Raw genomic sequence first — 25,397 nt, 5'->3', positions numbered from 1 at the left:
GCGGTGAAGGGATATCTATTGCTGGCCAGTGCATTGCTCAGTGGTTGCGCCACCTTGAAGGGCGCCGACCAGGCGTTTCTGAACCTGGTGGGGCCGTCGACCCAGTCGCGGGTCCAGGGCCACTATGTCGACAACACCGACGTGCGCCAATACTACAAGCTCGACCCGCAACGCCAGGGCCAGCAGCGCTTGAGCTATGACGGCCACACAGTGCCGGCCGCCGAGGCGCGCCAGCAGAACCTGGTGGATATCCCGATGTTGCAGGTGTACTTGCAGGGCATTGTCACACGCCTGTCCAAGGGCTGGCCGGGGGAGTTGCCAGTGTTGCAGGTGAAGATCACCGACAGTTACGGCTTTGGGCCGTCGGCGGACCCGTACGGCAATATCTTCGTGCCTCTGGGCATGCTGGATAACGTGCGCAGCGAAGATGAAATCGCCGCGATGCTGGGCCATGAGATGAGCCATGTGTTGCTGCATCACCATGACCGCTCGGCGGCGTTCCAGCAGCAGAAGGAAATGTTCACCACCGTCGCATCCACCGTGGCCCTGGCGACGATGGCGGCAGACACCGGTATCGATCGCAGCTCCGGGACCATGAAGCTGTTCAGCAAGGACCCGATAGGCACGCAGAAAACCATCGGCAACACTGTGTTGTACACCGCGCTGGCCAATTCCTTTTCTGACAATATATGGAGCACCGCCTGGGGTCGCAGCCAGGAAGACCAGGCAGATTTGCTGGGCACTGACTTGATGATTCGCGCCGGTTACGCACCCCGCGCGGCCACTCATAGCCTGGAGCGGCTGAATGATTTCCAGGGCAAGCAAAAACCATTGCTCACCGGTTTTCTCACCGCCCGCAAGAACGCCATGCAGGACTCGCTGCAGCAGTTCAACCTCAACCGCTTCACCCAGGAGTTGGACGTGCTGGTCAAGGACGGCCTGACCACCAGCATCGCCGCCACCAGCCAGTATTTCAACCGCTCCCATATGTCAGCCATAGACCGTGACAAGGAACTGCGCGAATACCTGCAACGCGAGTACCGCCAGGAGCGCCGCGCCAGGGTTAACACCCAGAGCTGGCCAAAAGTGCGTGACGCCGCGCCTGTGGCCAAGGCCATGCAGGGCTACAAGGACGCCTACGCCGCCACCGCCGCCCTGGAGAAGAACAAGGTGCCCGAGGCTGACGCCTTTATCCGTCGCGCCTTGAGTTCTCCGGTCAAGGACCAGCCGAATATTCGCCGCACCGCCTACACCGTGCGCCTGGCCCAGGGCAAAAACGCCGAGGCGTTAAAGGAGTTGCAGGCAATCAAGGACTGGTCGCTGGCCGGGCCGTCGACCTATGACTTGATGATCAGCTACCACCTCAAGCGCGGCGACGGGCAAGCGGCGCTGGCAATGATCGACAAGGCCGAGCGTCACTTGGGTTCGGAGGAGCTGTTTATCACCGAGAAGCTGCTGGCCAACCAGCAGTTGCAGAACACTCAGCAGGTGCAGACGGTGTTGCGCAAATGTGAGCAATACCCGATGCGCAAGGCCGGCTGCAAGAAGCTGGCGCCCGTGAAGGCCTGAGTACTCGCCGCCAACACGCGTTAATCACAGGCATAAAAAAACCCCGACACGTCGGGGTTTTTTATCGCCTGGTATCAGGCACTGCACCAGATCAATTAGAAAACGTTGATCGGGTAGTCAGCGAACAGACGGATTTCGTTACCGCCAACGTTGTATTTGCTGGCGTTGTTGGAGACGCGCAACCACGACGCGCGGGCACGCAGGCTCAGGTCTTTGGCTGGGCCGGCTTGTACCACGTATTTGAACTGGTTGAAGATCTCACGCTCGCTGCCATCGCCACGGCCGCTGCCGTCGTCGATGTTGGTGCCGCGCACGTAGGCAATGTTGTAGCTCAGGCCAGGAACACCGAAGGCGCTGAAGTCGAGGCCGTAGCCTGCCTGCCAGGAGCGCTCGTCTTTACCGTTGAAGTCGGACCAGTAGGAGTTGGCCAGCAGGATGGTGTTACCACCGTCGCCAAAGCCGCCATCGTTGCGGTAGCCACCGTACAGGTAAGCGGTGTCACCGGTGCTGCGCTGGTGGGCCAGCGTCAAGCTGTGCGGACCAAAGGCCCATGTGGCGCCCAGGCTCCAGATCTTGTTGTCGCGGGCATCGGCATCACCTTGGTTGACCAGGGCGAAGCTCTTGTCCAGCTTGGTTTTGTAGCCGTTGAAGTCAAAGGTCAACGATTGTTTTTCTGGCAGGGCCAGCACGTAGTTGACATTGACGTATTGCTTCTTCAGCACGTTTTCCATGTCGGAAGCATAAAGAGCGGCCGACAGGCTTTCGGTGAATTTGTAGCTACCACCGATGTAGGTGATGCTTTTCAGGTCGCCGCTGTCGGTGCCTTCGGCACTCTTGCGTGCTTCCTTGGTGAAACGCCCAGCGTCCAGTTGCAGGCCTTCGATCTCTTGGGAAACGATGGAAGTACCGGTATAGACTTCCGACAACAGACGGGAATTGTCGTACTCAAGGACCGGCACGGTTGGCATCTGCTCGCCGTACTTGATTACGGTGTTGGAGATGCGTGCCTTGACAGCTGCGCCGCCCTTGGCCAGGTCGCTTGCCGCTTCGCCGCTGTCACCTTGCTTGAAGAAGTCGATACCGCCAGCGCCGCTTTTGCCTTTACCGCCATCCAGACGAACAGCGTATTGGCCCGTCACGTCGACACCAAAACCTACAGTGCCCTGAGTGAAGCCGGACTCGAACTTGCCGATGATGCTTTGACCCCATTCGGCGTTGTCTTGCTTGCCATTCTTGTAGTCGCGGCTGATGTAAGCATTACGCAGCGCGATGTTCAGGTGGCTGTCTTCTACAAAACCCTTGGATTGCTCCTGGTCGTTAGCCATTGCCTGTGTTGCGCTCAAAATCCCCAGAGCAATCAGACCCATCCGTTTATTCAACATCTTTTTATATTCCTTATTACTGGTTGAGTACGCGCTGTGATACCAGGCTCCGTGTAGCTCTTTTGGTGTCGGCTTATCACGGATAAAAAAAGGCCCGCGGACGACTGAACATGCCGCGGGCCTTTTATTATTGGGAAGTCATGGCGGTTAGCCACAGGCGTTGGGACGAATCCTAGCCGCGCCTTTAACTGCATGTCAATTTCGTGAATCGTCTGTATTTAGGCAAAAAAAATCTAAGTAGTGTTATTTAGCCATCTCTCGCATGAGGCAGGCGCATTTGCAGCTCATTGAGTGAACATCCAGCTGTCTCTCAAGGAAATTGCCCGGTGCGACAAAATATCCACGTAAAACACATTCTGTAACATATTGCCGAGAGAGCCTACACAAGAATTAATAACGCAGGCAAATAGCAAGCATTATCATTAATGAGCTATTTCCTACCCTTCTTTTCGGATGCACTCCCTGATGCCTGCCCCTCGCCTGACGCCCATAACCATTGGGCTTTGCGTATTGCTGTCCGCCGGATTTGCCTGCGCTGCGACCATTCTGCCCGAAACCTCCATCAGCGCCGAAGCTGACGAAGACGATCCGCGCATCAAAGAAACCACCACCGCCACCCGCACCGCCACGCTCGTGCGCTACGTGCCCCAGGCCATTGATTCGGTAAAGACCGAAAACCTGCGCGCCTACGGCACCAATGACCTGGGCCAGGCACTGAGCGGCATCCCCAACGTCAGCAGCGGCGCCGATACCCGTTTTGACAGCCTGCGTATCCGTGGCTTCGAGGCCAGCAGTGACTTCTACCTGGACGGTATCCGCGACGACAGCCAATACGTGCGCGACTTGCACAACATCGAGCGCATCGAAGTGCTCAAGGGCGCGGCGGCCAGGGGGGCATCGTCAACCGGGTGAGCAAACTGCCCCAGGTCGGTCACGCCATGGCGACAATCACGACTATATCGACGACACGTCCCAGTCCCTGCGCTCCAAACTTGCCTACGAACTCAACGACAGCTGGCAACTGCGCCACACCCTCGGCGTGTTCAAGCTCGACAGCGATTTCGACAACACCTACCTGACCGGTTACACCGCGTCGACCAACAAAGTTACGCGCCAGCGCTGGCAGCAGGACCTGACCACCCGCAACATCTTCAACAACGTCGAACTGGAAGGCGGCTTCAGCACCTTCGGCCTGGAGCACCGCCTGCTGACCGGCGTGGAGCTGGGCAGCCAGCGCCGTGATCCCAAGCTGTACAGCGGCGGCCAGGCGGTGCCCGGGCTTGACTTGAATCAGCCCAATCACGACCTGAGCCACACCGGCCCCATGACGATTTTCAGCAACAACCACACCGAAGTCGAAAGCCAGGGCCTGTATGTCCAAGACCAACTGCGCCTGAACGATCAGTGGCAACTGCTGGCAGGTTTGCGTTACGACCGCTTTGAAGTGGAGACCACCAGCAAAGTGGCCAACACGCGGCAAAAGGTCGACAGCCACAACACCAGCCCGCGCGTGGGCCTGGTCTGGACGCCGCTGGAAAACCATTCGTTCTACGCCTCCTGGAGCAAGACTTTCTCGCCTACCGGTGGCGGCTTGATCGGCATTACCCCCAACGCTGCCGGCAACGCCAACGACCTGAGCCCGGAGCTGACCAAGCAGAAGGAAGTCGGCGTCAAGAGCGACTGGTTCGACGATCGCCTGAGCACCACCCTGGCCGCGTACGAGCTGGAACTGTACAACCGCCGCACTCGCGACCCTCTGGACCCGACTATCACCCTGCTCAGCGGCCTGCAACGCTCTCGCGGTGTAGAGCTGACCGCGACCGGGAAGATCGTCGGTAATTGGTATGTGCGCGGTGGTGTCGGGCTGCAGGATGCCAAGGTCGAGAAGGACAACAACGGCTTTGAAGGCAAGCGCATCAGCGACGTGGCCAAGCGTAACGCCAGCCTGTTCGTCACCTGGAAGCCCGAGATGGGCTGGTACGCGGAAACCGGGCTGACGTTGGTCGGCGATCGTTATGCCGACAACGCCAATACGGTAGTGCTGCCGGGTTACGGGCGCTGGGACGCACTGGCCGGATTCCGGCAGAAGGAATGGGATGTAAGGGCGGCGCTGAACAACATCAGCGACAAGACGTACTACGCGTCGGCGACCAGTGCGTTCCAGATTCAGCCGGGCGATCCGCGTAACCTGGTAGTGACAGGAACATACAGCTTCTAGGCACTGCTGCACTTTTGTGGCTAGGGGGCTTGCCTCTCGCCACAAGGTCAGTGCATATCTGGATCTGTTATTCAGTCTTTCATCAACTCACACAACACCTGCAACTCATCCTCGCTCAACAGCCCCACCGGATATCGCTCACTCATAACCCGGCGTGGATCAGGCGTCCTGATCTGTCGCGAGCCGTTTGCCTTCAACCAAAGTGCCAGCGCCTGAATCGCGTTGCCATCCACCATCAAGGGATGGGAGGTGCGCGTGTAGATCGTGTTGATTTCGGCGTTCATTCCAGCGTTCTCTCCTACTGCGTAAGCGGTCAACTTACTCAAGGTTTATGACAGAACCGTGCAGTCACCACCTTGATAACCGTCATAAAACAGACACAAGGGCTATGCCAATACCCGCAGTTTGTCGCCGCTCAGACACAAAAAAGCCCACGGCCTTGACGGGCTATGGGCTTGCTGCAATCGCCAGGACAACGTCCCGGCTGACAGTCGCTTCCTGGGGAAATCGGCTGTTACAACTGCACTCAGATTTTGTGCGGTGCCGGCTGCTGTTGAGTCAGGCAATGGATATTGCCACCCCCCAGTAACAGCTCGCGGCCCGGCACCATCACTACTTCATGCTGTGGGAACAGGCTCTGAAGGATTTCCCGTGCGCGACTGTCCAGCGGGTCGTCGAAACTCGGCGCGATGATGCCGCCATTGACGATCAGGAAGTTGACGTAGGAACCGGCCAACCGCACGGTCGGATTACGCTCCTGGGTGCCGTCTACGGGATCGACACCGGCGCACTCTTCCTCGGTCGCATACAGCGGGCCAGGAATTGGCATTTTATGCACGGTGAACGAGCGGCCCTGGGCATCGGTGCTGCTTTGCAACACGTCCAGTGCGGCGTGGCAGCGCACGTAGTTCGGATCTTGCGGGTCGTCGGTCCAGGCCAGCAATACTTCACCTGGGCGCACGTAGCAGCAGAAGTTATCCACATGGCCGTCGGTTTCGTCGTTGAACAGGCCATCCGGCAGCCAGACGATCTTATCCACAGCCAGGTTGGCGCTGAGCACCGCTTCGATTTGCGCACGGTCGAGGTGCGGATTGCGGTTGTGGTTAAGCAGGCATTCTTCGGTGGTGATCAGGGTGCCTTCGCCGTCGACGTGAATCGAGCCGCCTTCCAGCACAAAGCCTTCGGTGCGGTAACGCGGGCTGCGCTCGATCTCAAGGATCTTGCCGCCGACCTGGGAGTCACGGTTCCACGGTGAATACAGGCCACCATCAAAACCGCCCCAGGCGTTGAAGTCCCAGTTCACACCACGGACTTCACCGCTGTTATTGATCACGAAGGTCGGCCCGGTATCACGTACCCAGGCGTCGTCGCTGGACATTTCCACCAGGCGAATATTCGGCATGTCCAAACGGGCACGGGCGTTCTCGTACTGGCCAGCCGAGACCGCCACGGTTACCGGCTCAAAGCGGGCGATGGCCTTGGCCACAGCTACGTGGGCAGCCTGCGCCGGCTTGCCGCCCAGGCGCCAGTTGTCCGGGCGCTCGGGCCAGATCATCCACGCTTGGGTCTGGGTCGCCCACTCGGCCGGCATGTAGAAGCCGTCAGCGCGAGGTGTGCTGTGCAAAGTGGTCATGGCGGTCAGGACTCCAGGGAACCGTCGAGGGTTTTCAACGCGCCGTACAGGTTCGGACGACGGTCACGGAACGAACCCCAGGCACTGCGGATGTGCTCCAGCTCGTCGAGGTCAAAGCTGTGCACCAGGATGCCTTCTTCGGTCTCGTTGAGTTCTTCAACCTTTTCGCCGAACTGGTTGGCGATAAACGACGAGCCGTAGAAGTCGATGTCGTAGCCGTCCTGCTCTTCGTTGCCAATGCGGTTGCTGGCGATCAGCGGCATCAGGTTCGCGCCGGCATGGCCTTGTTGCACGCGTTGCCAGTGATCGCGGGACGAGATGCTCTTGTCATGTGGCTCGCTGCCGATGGCGGTCGGGTAGAACAGGATTTCCGCGCCTTGCAACGCCATGCTGCGGGCGCATTCCGGGAACCACTGATCCCAGCAGATACCCACGCCGATTTTTGCGTAACGGGTGTTCCACACTTTGAAACCAGTGTCGCCGGGGTTGAAGTAGTACTTTTCGTGGTAGCCAGGGCCATCCGGGATGTGGCTTTTACGATAAATGCCGAGGTTGGAGCCATCAGCGTCGATGATCGCGATGCTGTTGAAACGCGCACGGCCGGCCAGCTCGAAGAAGCTGATGGGCAAAACCACCTGCAACTCCTTGGCGATTTTCTGGAAGTGCTTGATGGCGACGTTGTCTTCAACAGTGGTCGCCAGTTGCAGGTAATCCGGGTTGGGCTTCTGGCAGAAGTACGGGCTCTCGAACAGTTCCTGAATCAGGATGATCTGCGCGCCTTTGGCTGCGGCCTCACGGACCAGCTTTTCAGCGGTCTCGATGTTGGCTTCAAGGTCCCAGGAACAGGCCATCTGGGTAGCGGCGACGGTAACGATACGGCTCATGAATCATCTCCTGGGCGGTGGTCAGTGATCAGGGTGGCAGTGATCGATGACAGAAAAGGGAACGCTGGACGCCAGTGTATAGCGTCGGGGACATGGGCGACTTTATAGCGGATAAAAATCGGCTTTTAAAGTACCCTAAGACCCACTCATCGAAATAAATGCTTAAAAACCAGATAAAAATCGAGTTATGTAGATAAAAAACCTCCTTACAACCCCTCATCCAACACCTTCGACAGCATGTCGACAAAGAAATCCACACTGCGCCTGGAGGTGACCATCGGCGGCTTGATTTTGAGGATGTTCAGATAATCCCCGGTTGGCTGCATGAATATCCCCAGCTCCCGCAACCGATCACACAGCAACGCGGTTTCTTCGGTGGCCGGCTCCAGGGTCTGCCGATCACGCACCAACTCCAGCCCCAAGTAGAACCCGGAACCATGCACCGCACCCACCAAGGGATGGTGCTCAGTCAACGCTTCCAACCGCGCCTTGAAATGCCCGCCCACCACCTGGGCGTTTTCCCACAGCTGTTCTTCTTCCATGACATCCAGCACCGCCATGCCAATCCGACAACTGACCGGACTGCCGCCCGAGGAAGAAAAGAAGTATCCCTCGGCCTCCAGCGCCTCAGCGATTTCCCGTCGGGTGATCACCGCGCCCAAAGGTTGGCCGTTGCCCATGCCCTTGGCCATGGTGATGATGTCCGGGACCACACCCTGTTCTTCAAACCCCCAGAAGAAATGGCCCATACGCCCGTAGCCCACCTGCACTTCATCGGCGATACACACGCCGCCCTGGGCGCGGACCAGGGCATATACCTGTTGCAGATAGCCCGGCGGCAGCGATATCCCGCCAGCATTGCCGTACACCGGCTCGCAAATAAAGCCCGCCAGTTGACGCTTCTGCGCGGCGATTTTCGCCAGGTTGTGTTCGACGCTGCGCACGTAGTCTGGTGCGCTGTCCTGGCCGCGAAACTCGCCGCGATAAGTGTTCGGCGCGGTCACCGGGTGCACCCAGTCCGGGCGGCTGCTCAGGGCCAGGGGGTTGTCGGCAATCGAGGTGGACACCGCATCGGCGGCCACCGACCAGCCGTGATAAGCCTCCAGCACGCTGAGCATGTCGCGCCCGCCGCTGTAGGCCCAAGCCAGGCGGATCGCCAGGTCATTGGCTTCGGTGCCGCTGTTGACCAGAAATACCCGGTCCATGGAGTCCGGCGCCAGCGCCAGCAAACGCTCGGAAAACTCGGCAATCGCTGCGTAGTGAAAGCGTGAATTGGTGTTGAGCAGCGACCATTGCCGCGCCGCCACTTGCGCCATGCGCGGATGACCATGGCCCAGCACTGCGACGTTATTGAGCATGTCCAGGTAGGAACGGCCCTGCATATCGATCAGATGATTGCGCCAGCCGCGCTCGATATGCGGCGGGTCGACGTAATAATGCTTCTGCGAACGAGCGAAACTGGCGTCGCGCCGGGCCAGCAAGGCGTCGGAGTCCAGCTCCGGCTCGGCGTCACAGGCCAGCCCCAGCAGCGCCGCTGGCGAAGGGCACAACGCCTGCCACGCCTGCGCCCGTGACGGTGAGCAGAACAGCGGCGCCTCAAGATCGGCGCGGCACACTTGCACCGTCAACGGTCCACCGGCCTCACCGAGCACCTGGCCCTTGAGCACCGCTGCGCCAGGCTGCAGTAAGGCTTTCACGCCCCACAGCCAAACAGTCAATTGAGCGCTGTGCAGCGACAGCCTGCCATCGGCGACATAGTGCAGGGTGCCAGCGAACGGTGATTCCACGGTGGTGCCGTCTGGCACCCATAGCTCTACGTGGATCGCAAAGGTGTCTGGCTCAGCAGAACTGTCAGCACAGGTTCGGGACAGCCGATATTGACCATAACGACTGGCCGCCAGCCCATGAGCCACCGCGGCCTCATGCAACAGTCGCCGATCAATACCGGGCAGCTCCCAGTTGCCCGCCTCGAAATGCGGGCTGAGTACGCCCAGGTCAATCAGCGCGAACTCGCGCCCCACTAACCCCGGCAACAACGGCACGAAGCCCTCACTGGCAATGGGCGGCAAGGCGCCACCGACGCAGGTCAGGATCGCTGCATCCATCAGTTCAAAAGGCACGGACGTGGCAACGTGGAAAATCTCCCACTCATGCTTGGCATTCTTCAGCAGGTACTGGTTCTGCGGATCGAGGCGCTGCTGCTGTTCACTGCTGAGCACCAGCACCGCCGCGCGGGCAACGATCAGCGGCCATAGCACCTGCAACTCTTGCGGCTGCAAGGGGGTGATGGCATGACAGGCGTGAATCGCCGGCAGGATGGCAAACGGATCACCCTCGGCGTGATGCAGCAATGCGGCGCACGTCACCGACAAGTCGGCGATGCGCCAGGTGCGCACCAGATCGCCGAAATCGATGACGCCCTGGATCTGCCAGTGGCGCTGCTCATCCCGATGCCAGACCACATTGTCATCGGTGATATCCATGTGCACCGCTTGCTGGGGCAGACCATCGGCCAAGGGTCGCACCCGCCGCTCAACCTGCTCTGCCACTTGCTCAAGGGCCGCACGCTGCGGCAGGTTTTCCAGGGTCAACAACAGATGGGTAATCAGTTCATGGGCATGGCGCGGGTCCCATTGCAGGGTGCGTGCAAGGCCCGGATGCTCGAAGCTGGCCAACGCCTGGCTCATGCGCCCGCAAAGCTGGCCAAAACCAGCGATCACGTCACGGCCCAGATGAGGCAGATGGGTCAGTGGCTGGCCGTCGATATAGTCCAGCAGCCGCAGGCGCACGGTTTGCCCGGCGACTGTTTCCGTCAGCAACGCTTCGCCATTGAGGGCCGCAATCACCCTCGGCACCCGCACATCCGCATGTTCCTGCAGGTGCTGGAGGGCAGCGTGCTGCGCCTGCAACTCAACAGCGGCATAGTCGCCCCGACAGATTTTCAGGACAAACCGACCACTATCACTGTCGACCCGGTAGTTGAGGTCTTGCTGGCTGCCCAGCGACTGCAACGTGCCGGTGAGGCCGTAATGCTGCTCAAGCCATTGCAACGCCTGCTCAGGACCGACCTGTGGGCACGGCAGACTGGCGCGGTGAATCAACGTGGCGAGCAGCATGTGACGACCCCTTGGTGTTTTTATCAGGCCTTATATCGCCACTGTTGGTGGGTGTTAAGCAACCCCCAAGCGATCAATCTGACCGCAAACCCTTGCACCGCCCTGCTCCAGAACACAAGCTATGCTCCATTCGCTTAATGTCCGTCTAAGGAAAAGGGCCTCCGACATGCGCATTCTCATTACCGGCGGGGCCGGGTTTATCGGTTCGGCTCTGGTCCGGCACCTGATTCAACATACTGAGCATGAAGTGCTCAACCTCGACAAACTGACCTACGCCGGCAATCTTGAGTCGCTGACCAGCATCGCGACCAATACCCGCTATGAGTTCGTCCAGGCAGATATCATCGACCAGGCCGCCGTCAGCGCAGTCTTGGCGCGCTTCGAACCCCAGGCGATCATGCACCTGGCGGCCGAATCCCATGTCGACCGCTCCATCGACGGCCCTTCGGATTTCATCCAGACCAATATCGTCGGCACCTACAGCCTGCTGGAGGCCACCCGCGCCTATTGGCAGACGCTGGCGGAGCCTGAAAAAAGCGCCTTGCGCTTCCACCACATTTCCACCGATGAGGTATATGGCGACCTGCACGGCGTCGATGACCTGTTCACCGAGACCACGCCTTACGCGCCAAGCTCGCCGTACTCCGCCAGCAAGGCCGCGTCCGACCACCTGGTGCGCGCCTGGCAGCGCACCTATGGCCTGCCGGTGCTGCTGACCAACTGTTCGAACAATTACGGGCCGTTCCATTTCCCCGAGAAGCTGATCCCGCTGGTGATCCTCAATGCCCTGGCCGGCAAGCCGCTGCCGGTGTACGGCGATGGCCTGCAAGTGCGCGACTGGCTGTTTGTCGAAGATCACGCCCGCGCGCTGCTTAAAGTCGTCACCGAAGGCGTCGTAGGCGAGACCTACAACATCGGCGGCCACAACGAGCAGAAGAATATCGACGTGGTCCGCAGCATCTGCGCCCTGCTGGAAGAGCTGGCGCCACAGCGCCCAGCCGGCGTTGCGCAATTCACCGACCTGATCACCTTCGTCAAGGATCGCCCAGGCCACGACCAGCGCTACGCCATCGACGCCAGCAAGATCGAGCGAGAACTGGGCTGGGTGCCTGAAGAAACCTTTGAAACCGGCCTGCGCAAAACCGTGCAGTGGTACCTCGATAACCTGGAATGGTGCCGCAGGGTCCAGGACGGCAGTTATCAAGGTCAACGACTTGGCTCCACCAACATGAAGGACCTGATTGCATGATGAAGGGAATTGTATTGGCCGGTGGCTCCGGTACCCGTTTGCACCCTATTACCCTGGGCGTTTCCAAGCAGCTGTTGCCGGTGTACGACAAGCCGATGATCTACTACCCGATCTCGGTGCTGATGCTCGCCGGGATCAAGGATATCCTGGTGATTTCCACTCCGGTGGATGTGCCGCAATACCGCAACCTGCTGGGAGATGGCAGCCAATTCGGCGTGCGCTTTACCTATGCCGAACAACCCTCCCCCGATGGCCTGGCCCAGGCATTCCTGATTGGCGAGGAGTTTATCGGCGAAGACCCGGTGTGCCTGATCCTGGGCGATAACGTCTTCCACGGCCAACATTTCGGCGACCAACTACGCACCGCTGCTGAACGCCCATCCGGTGCCACCGTGTTTGGCTACTGGGTCAAAGACCCGGAACGCTTCGGGGTAATTGACTTCGACAGCGAGGGCCGTGCCTTGTCCATCGAAGAAAAACCGGCCAAGCCCAAATCGAGCTATGCGGTGACCGGCCTGTATTTCTACGATAACGACGTGATCAAGATCGCCAAGGCGGTCAAGCCGTCGCCGCGCGGCGAGCTGGAAATCACCGACGTCAACAATGCTTACCTCAAGCGCGGCGACCTGCATGTCGAGCGCTTTGGGCGTGGATTCGCCTGGCTCGATACCGGCACCCATGACAGCCTGTTGGAAGCGTCAACCTATGTGCAGACCATTGAGCACCGTCAAGGGCTGAAGGTCGCGTGCCTGGAAGAGATTGCTTACCAAAATGGCTGGATTGATCGTGATCATTTGCTGGAACGGGCCAAATATTTTGGCAAGACCGGCTACGGCCAATACCTGTTCATGATTGCCAGGGAAGCGCAATGAAAGTCACTGAGACGACATTGCCTGGAGTGCTGATCATCGAACCTAAGGTGTTTGGTGATGAACGCGGCTTCTTCTACGAAAGCTTCAACTCCCGGGCCTTCGAAGAGGCCTCCGGGCTGAAACGCGACTTCGTCCAGGATAACCACTCGCGCTCGCAAAAAGGCGTGTTGCGCGGCCTGCATTACCAGCTCGAACACACCCAGGGCAAACTGGTGCGCGTCACCGCCGGAGAAGTGCTGGACGTGGCCGTCGACATTCGCCGCAGTTCGCCCAACTTCGGGCAGTGGGTCGGCGTGCGCCTGTCAGCACAGAACCATCGCCAGCTGTGGGTACCAGAAGGTTTTGCCCATGGTTTCGTGGTATTGAGTGAATTCGCCGAGTTCCTCTACAAAACCACCGACTACTACCAGCCCAGCGCCGAGCGCAGCATTCTCTGGAATGACGCGACGCTGGCCATTGATTGGGAACTGACGGAACCGCCACAGCTGTCCGCCAAGGACCAGAACGGCAAAAGCCTCCAAGAGGCTGATCTGTTCCCATGAGCACGCCCCTGAAAATCCTCATCAGCGGCCAACACGGCCAGGTTTCCCAAGAGCTGCAACAGCGGCTCAAGGGCCTGGGCGAATTGGTGATTCTGGGCCGCGACCAGCTCGACCTGACGCACCCCGAGCAAATTCGCCAACAGGTGCGCGCCCATCGCCCTGGGTTAATTATTAACGCCGCAGCCCATACCGCCGTCGACCAGGCCGAAAACGAGCCGGATGTCGCCTTCGCGATCAACGCCACGGCGCCAGGCATCTTCGCCGAAGAGGCCAAGGCCTTGGGCATCCCGCTGATCCACTACTCCACCGACTACGTATTCGACGGCAGCAAAACTGCGCCCTATACCGAAGACGACGCGCCAAACCCGCTCGGCGTCTACGGCAAGAGCAAGTTGGCCGGCGAGCAGGCCATCGCGGCCGTGGGCGGTGAACACCTGATCCTGCGCACCAGCTGGGTCTACTCGACCCACGGCAAGAATTTCCTGTTGACCATGCAACGCCTGCTACAGGAAAAGCCGCATATGCGCATCGTCGCCGACCAGATCGGCGCGCCGACCTGGGCCGGGAGCATCGCCAACAGCACCCGCGCCTTGATCGAGCGCTGGCAGGCAGGCCAGGCAGGCAAATGGGGCACCTATCACCTGACCGCCAAGGGCGAGACCTCCTGGTTCGGTTTTGCCCAGGCCATTGGTGAGCAATTGCTGGCCGAAGGCAAGGCCTGCGCCGAGCTGGAAGCAATTCCCTCCAGCGCCTATCCAACGCCGGCAAAGCGCCCCTTGAACTCGCGCCTCGATTGCAGCCGTCTACAGCAACAATGGCAAGTCTCGCAACCACAATGGCACGACGCATTGCGCGAGTGTCTTGCCGGGCAGCACTAGGCATAATGCGCCTGTACCCCCAGGCGCCCGACTCCCATGACCCCACCCCTTGCGCGAAGACCCCGCTGGCGTAGCCTGGCCTTGCTGGCGCTATGCCTGGCGCCGCTACTGTGGCCGCTGGAGCACTTGGCCGAGCGCTACTATCGTAGCGAATTGGCCGGGCAGAACCGTCAGACCCTCGACCTGTACGTCGCCAACCTGCTGGGCACCCTGCACCGCTACGAAGTGTTACCGCAGATCCTTGGCGACTTGCCAGCCCTGCGTACTGCCCTCGACGCGCCCCACGTCAGCACCAACCTGGTCAGCGCCAACCTGCTGCTCAAGGACGTCGCCGCCCAGGCCGGGGTGGAAGTGATGTACCTGATGGACACCACCGGCAAGACCCTGGCCGCGTCAAACTGGGACAAGCAAGACAGCTTCGTCGGTCGCAACTTCTCCTTTCGCCCCTACTTCAGCGAAGCCATGGCCGGGCGCCTGGGCCGTTTCTTCGGCCTGGGCACCACCTCGGCCAAGCGCGGCTACTTCTTCGCTGCTGCTGTGCGCGACGGTGAAACCATCATCGGCGTGCTGGTGGTCAAGGTCGACCTGGACCACACCGAAAGCCTCTGGGGCAAGACCCCGGAGCAATTGCTGGTGACCGACCACAACGGCGTGGTGATTCTCACCTCGCGCCCACAATGGCGCTTTCGTGCTACCCGGCCGCTGACCGATGCGGAGCGCCAAGCCATCATCGCCATCCAGCCCTACCCTACCCGTGACCCGCAGCCACTGAACCTCAATCCCAATGCCTGGCTGCGGCAATCCACGGCAATCGCCGAAACCGGCTGGAACGTTGAAATCCTCGCCCCACGCACGTTGATCGACCGCCCGGTGCGTACTGTCGTTGCGGTCGGGGGCGCGGCGTTGCTGGTGCTGATGCTCTTGCTCGGCCTGATGATGCAGCGCCGTCGCCACTACCTGGAACGCATCGCCTTCGAAGCCAAGGCCCGCCGCGAACTGGAAATGCGCGTGATCGAGCGCACCAGCGACCTGGAAGGTCTCAACCGACGGCTCAAACAGGAAGTGCTGGAGCGTGAGCACGCGCAGCAGAAGCTGGTGCGCGCCCAGGATGACCTGGTGCAGGCCGGCAAACTGTCAGCGCTGGGCACCATGTCGGCGAGCATCAGCCATGAACTCAACCAGCCGCTGGCGGCCATTCGCAGCTATGCGGAAAACGCCGAAATTCTCCTCGATCACCAGCGCACCGACGACGCCCGAGGTAACCTCAAGCTGATCAGTGAACTGACCGGGCGCATGGCCTCGATCATTGCCCATCTGCGTGCCTTTGCTCGGCGTGACCGCCATGCGCCAGAAAGCGTGGCCCTACAACCGGCCCTGGACGACGCCCTGGCGCTGCTAGCCAAACGCAGACGAGCCATGGAAGTCGAGTTGATCCGCGACTTGCCGGAGGCGACCTTGTGGGTGGAGGCCGGGGAAACGCGGCTGCGCCAGGTGCTGGGCAACCTGCTGGCCAACGCCCTCGATGCGCTAACCGAAAAAGGCCCGCCGCGAAAATTGTGGTTGAGTGCCCAATCCACCGACCAGGGCGTCAACCTGTACATTCGCGACAACGGCCCGGGGTTCTGCATGGAAGCCCTGGGCCGCGCCAGCGAGCCTTTCTACACCACCAAGACCCGCACCCAGGGCCTGGGGTTGGGCCTGGCGATCTGTGACACGCTGATGCGCGCCTTTGGCGGTGAACTGCTGTTCGCCAACCACCGCGAAGGTGGCGCACTGTTAACCTTGAAACTGCGCGCCGGAGCACCGGGCGTCAGTTTGCAACCGTCCGAGGACCGCAGTGTATGAGTATCGATAACCAGATTCAGGTGGTGTTGATCGACGATGATCCGCACCTGCGTCAGGCCCTGTGCCAGACCCTGGACCTGGCCGGGCTGAAAGTCCTGCCCCTTGGCGAAGCCACGGGCCTGACCTCGCGCTTGTCCCGAGATTGGCCGGGAGTGGTGGTCAGTGATATCCGCATGCCAGGCATGGACGGTCTTGAGCTGCTGGCCGAACTTCACGGCCAGGACCCTGAGTTGCCGGTGCTGCTGATCACCGGCCACGGCGACGTGCCGCTGGCGGTCCAGGCCATGCGTGCCGGCGCCTACGATTTCCTCGAAAAACCCTTCGCCAGCGACGCCCTGCTCGACAGCGTGCGCCGCGCCCTGGCCTTGCGCCGGCTGGTGCTGGACAACCGCAGCCTGCGCCTGGCCCTGAGCGATCGCCAGCAACTGAGCACGCGACTGGTCGGGCAATCGGCACCGATGCTGCGCCTGCGCGAACAGATCGGGGCGCTGGCGGCGACCAAGGCCGACGTGCTGATCCTTGGCGAAACCGGCGCCGGCAAGGAAGTGGTAGCCCGCGCCCTGCACGATCTGTCGAACCGCCGTGCCGGTCCGTTTGTAGCGATCAACGCCGGAGCCCTGGCCGAGTCGGTGGTGGAAAGTGAGTTGTTTGGTCATGAACCAGGCGCATTTACTGGTGCGCAAAAACGACGAATCGGCAAGTTCGAATTTGCCAATGGTGGCACGCTATTTCTCGATGAAATCGAAAGCATGAGCCTGGACGTGCAGGTCAAACTGCTGCGGCTGTTGCAGGAACGGGTGGTGGAGCGCCTGGGGGGCAATCAACTAATCCCGCTGGATATCCGCATCATCGCCGCCACCAAGGAAGACCTGCGCCAGTCGGCCGATCAGGGGCGCTTTCGGGCCGACTTGTACTATCGCCTCAACGTCGCGTCGCTGCGCATTCCGCCCCTGCGCGAGCGCGGCGAAGATGCGTTAATGCTATTCCAGCACTTCGCCGACGAGGCCAGCACTCGCCATGGCCTGCCGCTGCATGAGTTGCAACCGGGCCAGCGCGCCTTGCTGCTGCGCCACAGTTGGCCGGGCAATGTACGGGAGCTGCAAAATGCCGCCGAACGCTTCGCCTTGGGCCTGGAACTGGCGCTGGACAATACGCCGGACGGTCCGGCGGCGGGCATTGCGATGACGGCCGGTGGCCTGAGTGAGCAAGTCGAACACTTCGAGAAAAGCCTGATTACCGCCGAACTGGCCCGTCCCCACAGTTCCATGCGCAGCCTCGCCGAGGCCCTTGGCGTGCCGCGCAAAACCCTGCACGACAAACTGCGCAAGCACGGGCTGAGCTTCGCCGACAGCGGCAACAGCAGTGCGGACGACGAATAACCTTCACTTTGCCAAGAGGCACCCATGAGTCGCGATAGCCGTTACCTGGAATCGATCCTCCACCACGACATTCCCCTTACGCGGGAGATGGGCCTCAAGGTGCTCGGCTGGCAGGGCCGGCAACTGCAACTGCACTTGCCGTTACAAGCCAACATCAACCACAAAAGCACCATGTTCGGCGGCAGTCTCTACTGCGGTGCCGTGCTGGCGGGCTGGGGTTGGCTGCACCTGCAATTGCGTGAGGAAGGGATCGAGGACGGACACATCGTGATTCAGGAAGGGCAGATCAGTTATCCGTTGCCCGTCACTCGGGATGCGACGGTGATTTGCCAAGCGCCGGAGGAAAAGGTGTGGAAGCGCTTTGTGGCGACGTATCGGCGGTATGGGCGGGCGCGATTGGCGCTGCAGACGTGGATTGTGAATGACGGCAGTGAAGAGCGTGCCGTCGCCTTCACTGGCCAATATGTCCTTCACCGCTAAACGCAGGCTTGCCACACAACGGCGCTTGTAGGAGCAAGCTTGCTCGCGATGGACGTCAACGATAACGCGTGCTTGTGGGTAACGCGGCACCCTCGGGCTTTTCGCGAGCACGAACTAGGCGTCCCCCTCGCTACAGGCTAGCCAGGGTCAACAGCCGCTCGCGCCACGCGGCCTTCGCCGGCAACGCCAAAAAAAACGGGTTCAGTAGCGATTCCCGCGCTGGATAACTGAACGGCTGGCCATTCAACTCCAGCACTTCACCACCCGCCCCCTCCAGCACGCCCTGGGCGGCAGCGGTATCCCATTGCGAGGTCGGTGCCAGGCGCGGGTAGCAATCGGCGGAGCCTTCGGCCAACAGGCAAAACTTCAGCGAGCTGCCGATATTGGCCAGCTTCAACTCCCCCAGTCCTTCGCTCAATCCAGCCAGCAAGCGCTCTTGCTCGGGACTGGAATGGCGGCGGCTGGCAACCACGGTAAACGCCTCACCCGCCGCAGGCATCTGGCGCACCTGAATCTGCTTGGGCGCTTCATTCACATCAGAGCGCCAGGCCCCAAGGCGGGCACCGCCGAAATAACAACGGCCGCTGGTGGGAATCGACACCACGCCAAACACCACCCGGCCTTGTTCGATCAAGGCGATATTGACGGTAAATTCTTCACTGCCGCTGATGAACTCCTTGGTGCCATCCAACGGGTCCACCAGCCACCAGCGCTGCCAACCGGCACGCACGCTCTGGTCGATGTCGGCGTCTTCCTCCGAGAGCACTGGAATGCTCGGGTCCAGCGCGGTCAGCCCAGCGAGAATCAGATGGTGAGCGGCCAGATCAGCGGCGGTCACCGGTGAATCATCGGACTTGTTGGTCACGGCTACATCGGCACGCCAATACGGCAGGATCACTTCGCCCGCCTGGCGGGCCAATTCAATCACAGGAGCAATAAGCGGGTGACCCAGGGACAGTTCGCTCATGGCTGGAACGCTCCTCGTTGGGTCAACAGGTCTCGCACCAGATAGAGCGCGGCCAGGGCACGGCCTTCGCTGAACTGCTCGTTTTGCGCCAACTGTGAGAGCTCGCGCAGGTTAACCCGGTCCACGCGCATCGGCTCGGGTTCGTCGCCTTCCAGGCGCTCTTCATACAGGTCAGTGGCCAGCACTACCTGGATTTTCTGGCTCATGTAGCCGGGGGACAGCGACAGTTCTGTCAGGTGTTCCAACTGACGGGCGCCGAAACCTGCTTCTTCCTTAAGCTCCCGGTCCGCCGCTGCCAATACGTCTTCACCCGGCTCGATCAGGCCCTTGGGCAAGGACAATTCGTACTCGTCGGTGCCACCGCAGTACTCTTCGATCAACAGCGCATGGTCAGAATCGATCATCGCCACGATCATCACCGCGCCATACCCAGCGCCTTTGCCCACCAGGCGCTCGTAGGTACGTTCCACGCCATTGGAAAAGCGCAATTGCACTTCCTCCACCCGGAACAAACGGCTGCTGGCGACGATTTCGCGGGCGAGGACGGTGGGTTTCTGGCGCATAAGCGGCTCCTTGGCGTGATCGGGTTACTATACCGTGGCTTTTCCGATTGTCTGTGTCGGATGTCTTTACTTACATGAGAGCTTTCCATGCCCCCATTGCCCTGGCACGCCATCGACACCGTCCTGCTGGACATGGACGGCACCTTGCTGGACCTGCATTTTGACAACCATTTCTGGATGGAGCACCTGCCCCAGCGCTATGCCGACCTGCATGGCGTGAGCCGGGCCATGGCCGAGATGGAGCTGCAGCCGTTGTTCGAGCGTAACGCTGGTCAGTTGCAATGGTATTGCCTGGACTTCTGGAGCGCCGAGCTGAACATTCCGGTGCGCGAACTCAAACTGGAAACCGCCCATCTGATCGCGCTGCGCCCGGATGCCGACACCTTTCTGGCAGCGATCAAACAGGCCGGAAAACGCGTGATCCTGATCACCAACGCCCACCGCGACTCACTGTCGCTGAAACTGGAACGCATTGAGCTGGCGCCGTATTTCGAACGGCTGATCAGCTCCCATGACTATGGTTTCGCCAAGGAAAACCCGCAGTTCTGGGATGCCCTGCAAGCAGACATCGCCTTCGACCCGGCCCGTAGCCTGTTTATCGACGACACTTTGCCGATCTTGCGCAGCGCTCGGGATTTTGGCGTGGGGTATTTGCTGGCGGTGAAAGAGCCGGACAGCCGGAAGGGGCCTAAAGACACGGCGGAGTTTGCGGCGGTGGGGGATTATCGGGAGTTGATTGTCGGACTGTAACTGTAGGAGCGAGCTTGCTCGCGAAAAACCCGAGAACGACGTGGGGCGTCAGGCTTCCCGCGTTATCGTTGACGACCTTCGCGAGCAAGCTCGCTCCTACAGGGGTACTGCTTACTCAGGAATACGCAGCGTCTGCCCAGGATAGATTTTGTCCGGATGGGACAGCAGCGGCTTGTTGGCCTCGAAGATTTTGTTGTACTGGTTGGCGTTGCCATACACCGCCAAGGAGATCGCGCTCAGCGTGTCGCCCTTTTTCACCACAACAAAGCGGGCCGCAGCAACTACCGGACCAGAAACGGTGATCTGGTCATCCACACTGGCCACACCGGCAATATTACCCAGCGCCAACAGGATCTTTTCTTTCTCTTCCTGACTGGCGACTTCACCCGTTACGGACACCTTGTCGCCATCAACCGTGGTCTGCACATTCGGACTCCCCAGACCAACTTTGGCGACGTGGTCTTTCAACTGCTCACTCGCGTTCGCATTACCCGGCGTCAACAGATCAATCAACTTCTCGCCTGCTTCTTTAACAAAGCTAAAAATACTCATGGTGCGCTCTCCTTGGGTTTTGATTTCCAGATGCCCAAGACTAGACCAGTCTTACAGACCTTGGTTCCAGTCCGACCAATGACCCAAACGCGCTAGAATCCCCCAGCCATTGGAATAAGCACTGGAGCGAAGATGGACATCAAACAACTGAAATTCCTCATCGCCCTCGACGAAACTCGTCACTTCGGTCAGGCGGCCGCGCGCTGCCACATTACCCAGCCCACGTTGTCGATGCGCCTGCGCAGCCTGGAAGAAGAGTTACAGCTGCCACTGGTCAATCGCGGCCAGCGCTTCGAAGGCTTTACCGCCCCCGGTGAGCGCGTGCTGGCCTGGGCGCGCACAGTGCTGGCGGCCTATGACGGCTTGCAGGCCGAAGCGGCTGCCTGCCGTGGCAACCTGGTAGGCACGCTACGCCTGGGCGTGGTGCCATTGTCGAGTTTCGATCCCTTGGCCCTGATGCAACAGCTGCACAAGCAACACCCCAGCCTGCGCTTTGAACTGTCGGCCTTGAGTTCGGAACAGATCCTCGAACACTTGGCGAGCAATCGCCTGGACCTCGGCGTGTCGTACCTGGAACGCCTGGACAGCGAACGCTTCGACTCCCTGGCCTTGGGCGAAACACGCATGGGCCTGCTTTACGACCAGCGTTTCTTCAGCTTCGGTGAAAAACCCCTGAGCTGGGAATCGCTGATCGAATTGCCCCTGGGCATGCTCACCAGCGGCATGCATTTTCGCCAATCCATAGACCACAACTTCCACAGCCGTGGCCTCACGCCACAACCGTTGCTGCAAACCGATGCTGTCCATCAGTTGCTGCAAGCGGTACACGGTGGCCTGTGTTGCGCGGTGATGCCACTGGACGGAGGCCTGGACGCCTTGACTGAACACCTGCGCCTGCAACCCATTGAAAATGCCCAGACCCTGGCGAACCTGGGCCTGATCATGCGCCGCAGCGCCCCACGCTCCGCCCTGGCGGAAGCCTGTTTCGCGCTTTACCAGAAATCGCTGCTGGAACCCTGATCGACGTCATCTATCGGTAGATCAGTACTGACGATTAGACGCGACTCTTTGTCGCGCCTAGTCTTAGTACTGAACAGTCCGCAGGTATGACCCATGAACGCCAAGCGCCAAGCCTGCGCGGCGCCCGCTCTCGAAATACCAGCGCCCGCCGCCAGCCAGAGCTATCAATACAGCAATCTCGAACACACCGAATCAGCCAGCACCGCCTTGGCCGAGGAAGTCGCGCTGGCGATTGCCTACAACGACATCAGCCAGGCGGTCATGCTGGTTACGCCCACCGACCTTGAAGACTTTATTGTTGGCTTCAGCCTCGGTAGCGGCATCATTGCCGACGTCAGCGATATTTATGACCTGAAACTCAGCGGTGCAGGCTCGGCCCAGTACGCCCAGGTACAGATCTCCAGCCGCGCCTTCTGGAACCTCAAGCAGCAACGCCGGCAACTGGCCGGTACCAGCGGCTGCGGCCTGTGTGGCGTGGAAGCGGTGGAGCAGGCGCTGCCAGACCTTAAGGTGCTGCCCGGCGCGCCCTTGCCGCCTGCCGCATGGCTCGACGGGCTGCGCCAGCGCATCAGCGCCTTCCAGCCCCTGGGCCAATACAGCGGCGCGGTGCATGCGGCGGTGTTCATGAACGGCCAGGGCGAATTGCTGCTGGGTCGTGAGGACATCGGCCGGCATAACGCGCTGGATAAGCTGATCGGCGCGCTGATCCGCCAGAACATCTCAACCGTCGGCGGCGTGGCTATTGTCACCAGTCGTTGCAGCCTCGAACTGATCCAGAAAGTCCTGCGCGCCGGCATCCAGACCCTGGTCAGCCTATCGTCGCCCACCGGCCTGGCCCTGCAATGGGCCCGCCGGCACAACCTCAATCTCATCCACCTGCCGCAGAAAAGTGCGCCGCGGGTCTACAGCCCTGCGATGGAGAATCAAGCGTGAGCACTCATCATCAAGCCGACCAAACCCCAACCCCGCGCTACAAGCCTTACAAAGGCCCGGCCGGCGGCTGGGGCGCATTGATCAGCGTGGCACAGGCCTGGTTGACCAGTGACAACGCGCTGAAAAACCTGCGCATGATGCTCAAGACCAACCAGAACGGCGGCTTCGACTGCCCTGGCTGCGCCTGGGGTGACTCGCCGGATAGTGGCATGGTCAAATTCTGCGAAAACGGCGCCAAGGCGGTCAACTGGGAGGCCACCAAGCGCCGGGTCGACAGCGCGTTCTTCGCCAAGCACAGCGTCAGCTCGCTGCTGGAGCAAAGTGACTACTGGCTGGAATATCAGGGCCGCCTGACCGAGCCGATGAGCTATGACGCCGAGACCGACCGTTACAAGCCCATCAGTTGGGAATCGGCCTTCGACCTGATCGGCAAGCACCTGCAGGCGCTGCCAAGCCCGGACATGGCCGAGTTCTACACCTCAGGCCGGGCCAGCAACGAGGCAGCTTATTTGTACCAGCTGTTCGTGCGCGCCTATGGCACCAACAACTTCCCGGATTGTTCGAACATGTGCCATGAGGCCAGCGGTGTGGCCCTGGCGCAAAGTGTGGGCGTCGGTAAAGGCACTGTGACCTTCGACGACTTCGAACATGCCGATGCAATTTTCGTCCTCGGCCAGAACCCTGGCACCAACCATCCGCGGATGCTGGAGCCGCTGCGTGAAGCGGTGAAGCGCGGCGCACAGGTAGTGTGCATCAACCCGCTCAAAGAGCGCGGCCTGGAACGTTTCCAAAACCCACAACACCCGCTGGAAATGCTCACCAACGGCGACAAGCCGACCAACACCGTGTATTTCCGTCCGGCGCTGGGCGGCGACATGGCGATCCTGCGAGGCATGGCCAAGTTCCTGCTGCTGTGGGAGCGCCAGGCCCAGGCCGAAGGCAAGGAAGCGGTATTCGATCACGACTTCCTCAACGAACACACGGCCAATATCCTCGAATACCTGGGGCGCATCGACGATACCTCCTGGGAGGAAATCGTCGAGCAATCCGGCCTGACCCTGGTGGAGATCGAGCAAGCGGCGCGCATGTACGCCAAAGGCAAGAAGGTGATCATGTGCTGGGCCATGGGCATCACCCAGCATCGCCACTCGGTGCCGACCATCCAGGAAATCGCCAACCTGATGATGCTGCGCGGCAACATTGGCCGCCCAGGCGCGGGCCTGTGCCCGGTGCGCGGCCACAGCAACGTGCAGGGCGACCGCACCATGGGCATCAACGAACGGCCACCGGTGGCGTTCCTCGATTCCCTGGAGCGGCGCTTCCAGTTCAAGGTTCCCCGTGAAAGCGGCCACAACGTGGTGGAAGCAATTCACGCCATGCTCGACGGTCGCTCCAAAGTATTTATCGGCCTGGGCGGCAACTTCGCTCAAGCAACGCCAGACAGTCCGCGCACCTTCCAGGCCCTGAGCAATTGCAACCTGACCGTGCAGATCAGTACCAAACTCAACCGCAGCCACCTGGCTCACGGTAAGGAAGCGCTGATCCTGCCGTGCTACGGCCGCACCGACATCGACATCCAGGCCGATGGCCCGCAGGCGGTGACGGTGGAAGACTCGTTCAGCATGGTCCACGCCTCCAACGGCCAGTTGCAGCCGCTGTCCAAACAGATGCGCTCGGAGCCGGCGATTCTCGCCGGTATCGCCGCCGCTACCCTGGGCAGCAAACCGGTGGACTGGAACTGGCTGGTGGCCGATTACAGCCGCATCCGCGACCTGATTGCCGACACCATCCCTGGCTTCAAGGACTTCAACGAGCGAGTGAAAAACCCAGGCGGCTTCTACCTGGGCAACAGCGCCGGCGCCCGTCGCTGGAACACGCCATCAGGTCGCGCCAACTTTCGCGCGAACATCCTGCCCAAGGACCTGGTGCACGAACGCACCCGCGCCACCGGGCAGTTGCCGGACCTGATCATGCAGTCGATGCGCTCCCACGATCAGTACAACACCACTATCTATGGCCTTGATGACCGTTATCGTGGAGTGAAGGGCCAGCGTGACGTGCTGTTCGTCAACGAAGCCGATATCATCCGCCTGGGATTCAAGCCAGGGCAGAAGGCCGATATCGTGTCGATCTGGGATGACGGTCGTGAACGTCGGGTCAAGGGTTTCACCCTGCTGGCATTTGATATTCCCGCTGGGCAGGCGGCGGCTTACTACCCGGAAGTAAACCCGCTGGTGCCGCTGGAAAGCACCGGGGATGGCAGCCATACGCCGACGTCGAAGTTTGTGGCGATTCGATTGGAAGCGGCCAGTGCGACAGGATTGATCATGGCCAAATCCGCCTAATGCAATATGGCAAGCGGCTGCAACTCCCTCGTAGCAATTGTCGAGTTTTAGCAAGGCTACGCGGGCAGCACCGCCGCCCTCAAGCAGCCCGAATTTTGGGCATAAAAAAGGCCGCTTTTGCATAAAAGCGGCCGTTCCGAAGTAATTACAGACTCGCAAAATTGACTTAAGTTCCCCATATAAAACAGCAAGTTAGATTATTGTATACAACTCGTGTCAT

At 60.4% G+C, this 25,397-nt stretch carries 20 protein-coding genes and 2 pseudogenes; 13 read left to right on the top strand and 9 right to left on the bottom strand.

All coding sequences use genetic code 11. The features are described 5' to 3' along the window. Positions 1 to 3 precede the first annotated feature (3 nt). Positions 4 to 1,569, top strand: a complete 1,566-nt coding sequence (locus AAEZ06_RS08785; protein WP_149415191.1) for a M48 family metallopeptidase — start codon at positions 4 to 6, stop codon at positions 1,567 to 1,569. A 95-nt stretch (positions 1,570 to 1,664) separates the two neighbouring features. On the opposite strand, the gene AAEZ06_RS08780 is transcribed toward AAEZ06_RS08785, so the two are convergent. Next, positions 1,665 to 2,951, bottom strand: a complete 1,287-nt coding sequence (locus tag AAEZ06_RS08780) for an OprD family porin (RefSeq protein WP_350613916.1) — start codon at positions 2,949 to 2,951, stop codon at positions 1,665 to 1,667. Between the two features lie 465 nt (positions 2,952 to 3,416). Between AAEZ06_RS08780 and AAEZ06_RS08775 the strand changes: the two are divergent. Continuing rightward, positions 3,417 to 5,169, top strand: a pseudogene (locus AAEZ06_RS08775) (TonB-dependent receptor). A gap of 71 nt (positions 5,170 to 5,240) precedes the next feature. Here AAEZ06_RS08775 and AAEZ06_RS08770 read toward each other — a convergent pair. The 4 genes from AAEZ06_RS08770 to AAEZ06_RS08755 form a co-directional block, all read right to left on the bottom strand. Then, positions 5,241 to 5,453 carry a hypothetical protein gene (locus AAEZ06_RS08770; protein ID WP_133103072.1) on the bottom strand — a complete coding sequence of 71 codons (213 nt, stop codon included), beginning with the start codon at positions 5,451 to 5,453 and terminating at the stop codon, positions 5,241 to 5,243. A 242-nt stretch (positions 5,454 to 5,695) separates the two neighbouring features. Further along, positions 5,696 to 6,802 (bottom strand): agmatine deiminase, encoded by a 1,107-nt coding sequence (gene aguA / locus AAEZ06_RS08765; protein ID WP_350613913.1) that lies wholly within the window; start codon positions 6,800 to 6,802, stop codon positions 5,696 to 5,698. A 5-nt stretch (positions 6,803 to 6,807) separates the two neighbouring features. Continuing rightward, entirely contained in the window at positions 6,808 to 7,686 is an 879-nt protein-coding gene (gene aguB, locus AAEZ06_RS08760) for an N-carbamoylputrescine amidase (RefSeq protein ID WP_149413845.1), read from the bottom strand. Positions 7,687 to 7,892: 206 nt separating this feature from the next. After that, positions 7,893 to 10,802 carry an aminotransferase gene (locus tag AAEZ06_RS08755; RefSeq protein ID WP_350613911.1) on the bottom strand — a complete coding sequence of 970 codons (2,910 nt, stop codon included), beginning with the start codon at positions 10,800 to 10,802 and terminating at the stop codon, positions 7,893 to 7,895. Positions 10,803 to 10,968: 166 nt separating this feature from the next. Between AAEZ06_RS08755 and rfbB the strand changes: the two genes are divergently transcribed. From rfbB to AAEZ06_RS08720, 7 genes are read left to right on the top strand one after another with little or no spacing between them, the layout of a single operon-like run. Then, positions 10,969 to 12,051, top strand: a complete 1,083-nt coding sequence (gene rfbB, locus AAEZ06_RS08750; RefSeq protein ID WP_149413847.1) for a dTDP-glucose 4,6-dehydratase — start codon at positions 10,969 to 10,971, stop codon at positions 12,049 to 12,051. Beyond that, positions 12,048 to 12,923: a glucose-1-phosphate thymidylyltransferase RfbA gene (rfbA, locus tag AAEZ06_RS08745; protein WP_350613908.1), complete on the top strand. Its 876-nt coding sequence runs from the start codon at positions 12,048 to 12,050 to the stop codon at positions 12,921 to 12,923. Before rfbB ends, rfbA begins: the two co-directional genes overlap by 4 nt. Further along, positions 12,920 to 13,465, top strand: coding sequence for a dTDP-4-dehydrorhamnose 3,5-epimerase (gene rfbC, locus AAEZ06_RS08740; protein WP_149413849.1), 546 nt, complete (start codon positions 12,920 to 12,922; stop codon positions 13,463 to 13,465). Before rfbA ends, rfbC begins: the two co-directional genes overlap by 4 nt. Then, positions 13,462 to 14,343 (top strand): dTDP-4-dehydrorhamnose reductase, encoded by an 882-nt coding sequence (rfbD, locus tag AAEZ06_RS08735; protein ID WP_350613906.1) that lies wholly within the window; start codon positions 13,462 to 13,464, stop codon positions 14,341 to 14,343. Before rfbC ends, rfbD begins: the two co-directional genes overlap by 4 nt. Positions 14,344 to 14,379: 36 nt before the next feature. Next, positions 14,380 to 16,188: a sensor histidine kinase gene (locus AAEZ06_RS08730; RefSeq protein ID WP_149413851.1), complete on the top strand. Its 1,809-nt coding sequence runs from the start codon at positions 14,380 to 14,382 to the stop codon at positions 16,186 to 16,188. Further along, positions 16,185 to 17,567 (top strand): sigma-54-dependent transcriptional regulator, encoded by a 1,383-nt coding sequence (locus AAEZ06_RS08725; protein WP_350613903.1) that lies wholly within the window; start codon positions 16,185 to 16,187, stop codon positions 17,565 to 17,567. Before AAEZ06_RS08730 ends, AAEZ06_RS08725 begins: the two co-directional genes overlap by 4 nt. Before the next feature lie 24 nt (positions 17,568 to 17,591). Next, positions 17,592 to 18,047: a thioesterase domain-containing protein gene (locus AAEZ06_RS08720; RefSeq protein WP_149413853.1), complete on the top strand. Its 456-nt coding sequence runs from the start codon at positions 17,592 to 17,594 to the stop codon at positions 18,045 to 18,047. 130 nt (positions 18,048 to 18,177) lie between these two features. Here the strand turns inward: AAEZ06_RS08720 and cysQ are convergent, their stop codons facing one another. Together cysQ and nudE are read right to left on the bottom strand one after the other, a co-directional pair. Beyond that, positions 18,178 to 19,014, bottom strand: coding sequence for a 3'(2'),5'-bisphosphate nucleotidase CysQ (gene cysQ / locus AAEZ06_RS08715; protein WP_149413854.1), 837 nt, complete (start codon positions 19,012 to 19,014; stop codon positions 18,178 to 18,180). After that, positions 19,011 to 19,577, bottom strand: coding sequence for an ADP compounds hydrolase NudE (gene nudE / locus AAEZ06_RS08710; RefSeq protein WP_149413855.1), 567 nt, complete (start codon positions 19,575 to 19,577; stop codon positions 19,011 to 19,013). Before nudE ends, cysQ begins: the two co-directional genes overlap by 4 nt. 87 nt (positions 19,578 to 19,664) lie before the next feature. Here nudE and yrfG point away from each other — a divergent pair, with 87 nt between their 5' ends. Then, positions 19,665 to 20,327 carry a GMP/IMP nucleotidase gene (yrfG, locus tag AAEZ06_RS08705; protein ID WP_350613900.1) on the top strand — a complete coding sequence of 221 codons (663 nt, stop codon included), beginning with the start codon at positions 19,665 to 19,667 and terminating at the stop codon, positions 20,325 to 20,327. On the opposite strand, the pseudogene AAEZ06_RS08700 reads toward yrfG, so the two are convergent. Both AAEZ06_RS08700 and lysM read right to left on the bottom strand, forming a co-directional pair. Beyond that, positions 20,326 to 20,415: pseudogene (locus AAEZ06_RS08700) on the bottom strand (outer membrane lipoprotein carrier protein LolA); the annotation flags it as partial. The gene yrfG and the pseudogene AAEZ06_RS08700 sit on opposite strands and share 2 nt — an antisense overlap. Before the next feature lie 23 nt (positions 20,416 to 20,438). After that, entirely contained in the window at positions 20,439 to 20,879 is a 441-nt protein-coding gene (gene lysM, locus AAEZ06_RS08695) for a peptidoglycan-binding protein LysM (RefSeq protein WP_350613898.1), read from the bottom strand. Between the two features lie 132 nt (positions 20,880 to 21,011). Between lysM and AAEZ06_RS08690 the strand changes: the two genes are divergently transcribed. The 3 genes from AAEZ06_RS08690 to AAEZ06_RS08680 all read left to right on the top strand — a co-directional run bounded on the left by AAEZ06_RS08690 (position 21,012) and on the right by AAEZ06_RS08680 (position 25,177). Continuing rightward, positions 21,012 to 21,899, top strand: coding sequence for a LysR family transcriptional regulator (locus AAEZ06_RS08690; protein ID WP_149413858.1), 888 nt, complete (start codon positions 21,012 to 21,014; stop codon positions 21,897 to 21,899). Between the two features lie 93 nt (positions 21,900 to 21,992). After that, complete coding sequence (gene fdhD, locus AAEZ06_RS08685) at positions 21,993 to 22,832, top strand: formate dehydrogenase accessory sulfurtransferase FdhD (RefSeq protein ID WP_149413859.1); 840 nt, start codon at positions 21,993 to 21,995, stop codon at positions 22,830 to 22,832. Then, on the top strand, positions 22,829 to 25,177 hold the full coding sequence (locus AAEZ06_RS08680; RefSeq protein ID WP_350613895.1) for an FdhF/YdeP family oxidoreductase: 2,349 nt from the start codon (positions 22,829 to 22,831) through the stop codon (positions 25,175 to 25,177). Before fdhD ends, AAEZ06_RS08680 begins: the two co-directional genes overlap by 4 nt. The last annotated feature ends 220 nt before the right edge of the window (positions 25,178 to 25,397 follow it).

The organism is Pseudomonas sp. HY7a-MNA-CIBAN-0227 (assembly GCF_040310325.1).
Classification (GTDB): Bacteria; Pseudomonadota; Gammaproteobacteria; order Pseudomonadales; family Pseudomonadaceae; genus Aquipseudomonas.
Note: the sequence above shows the minus strand (reverse complement) of the source record. Positions and strands in the feature narration are given on the sequence as shown.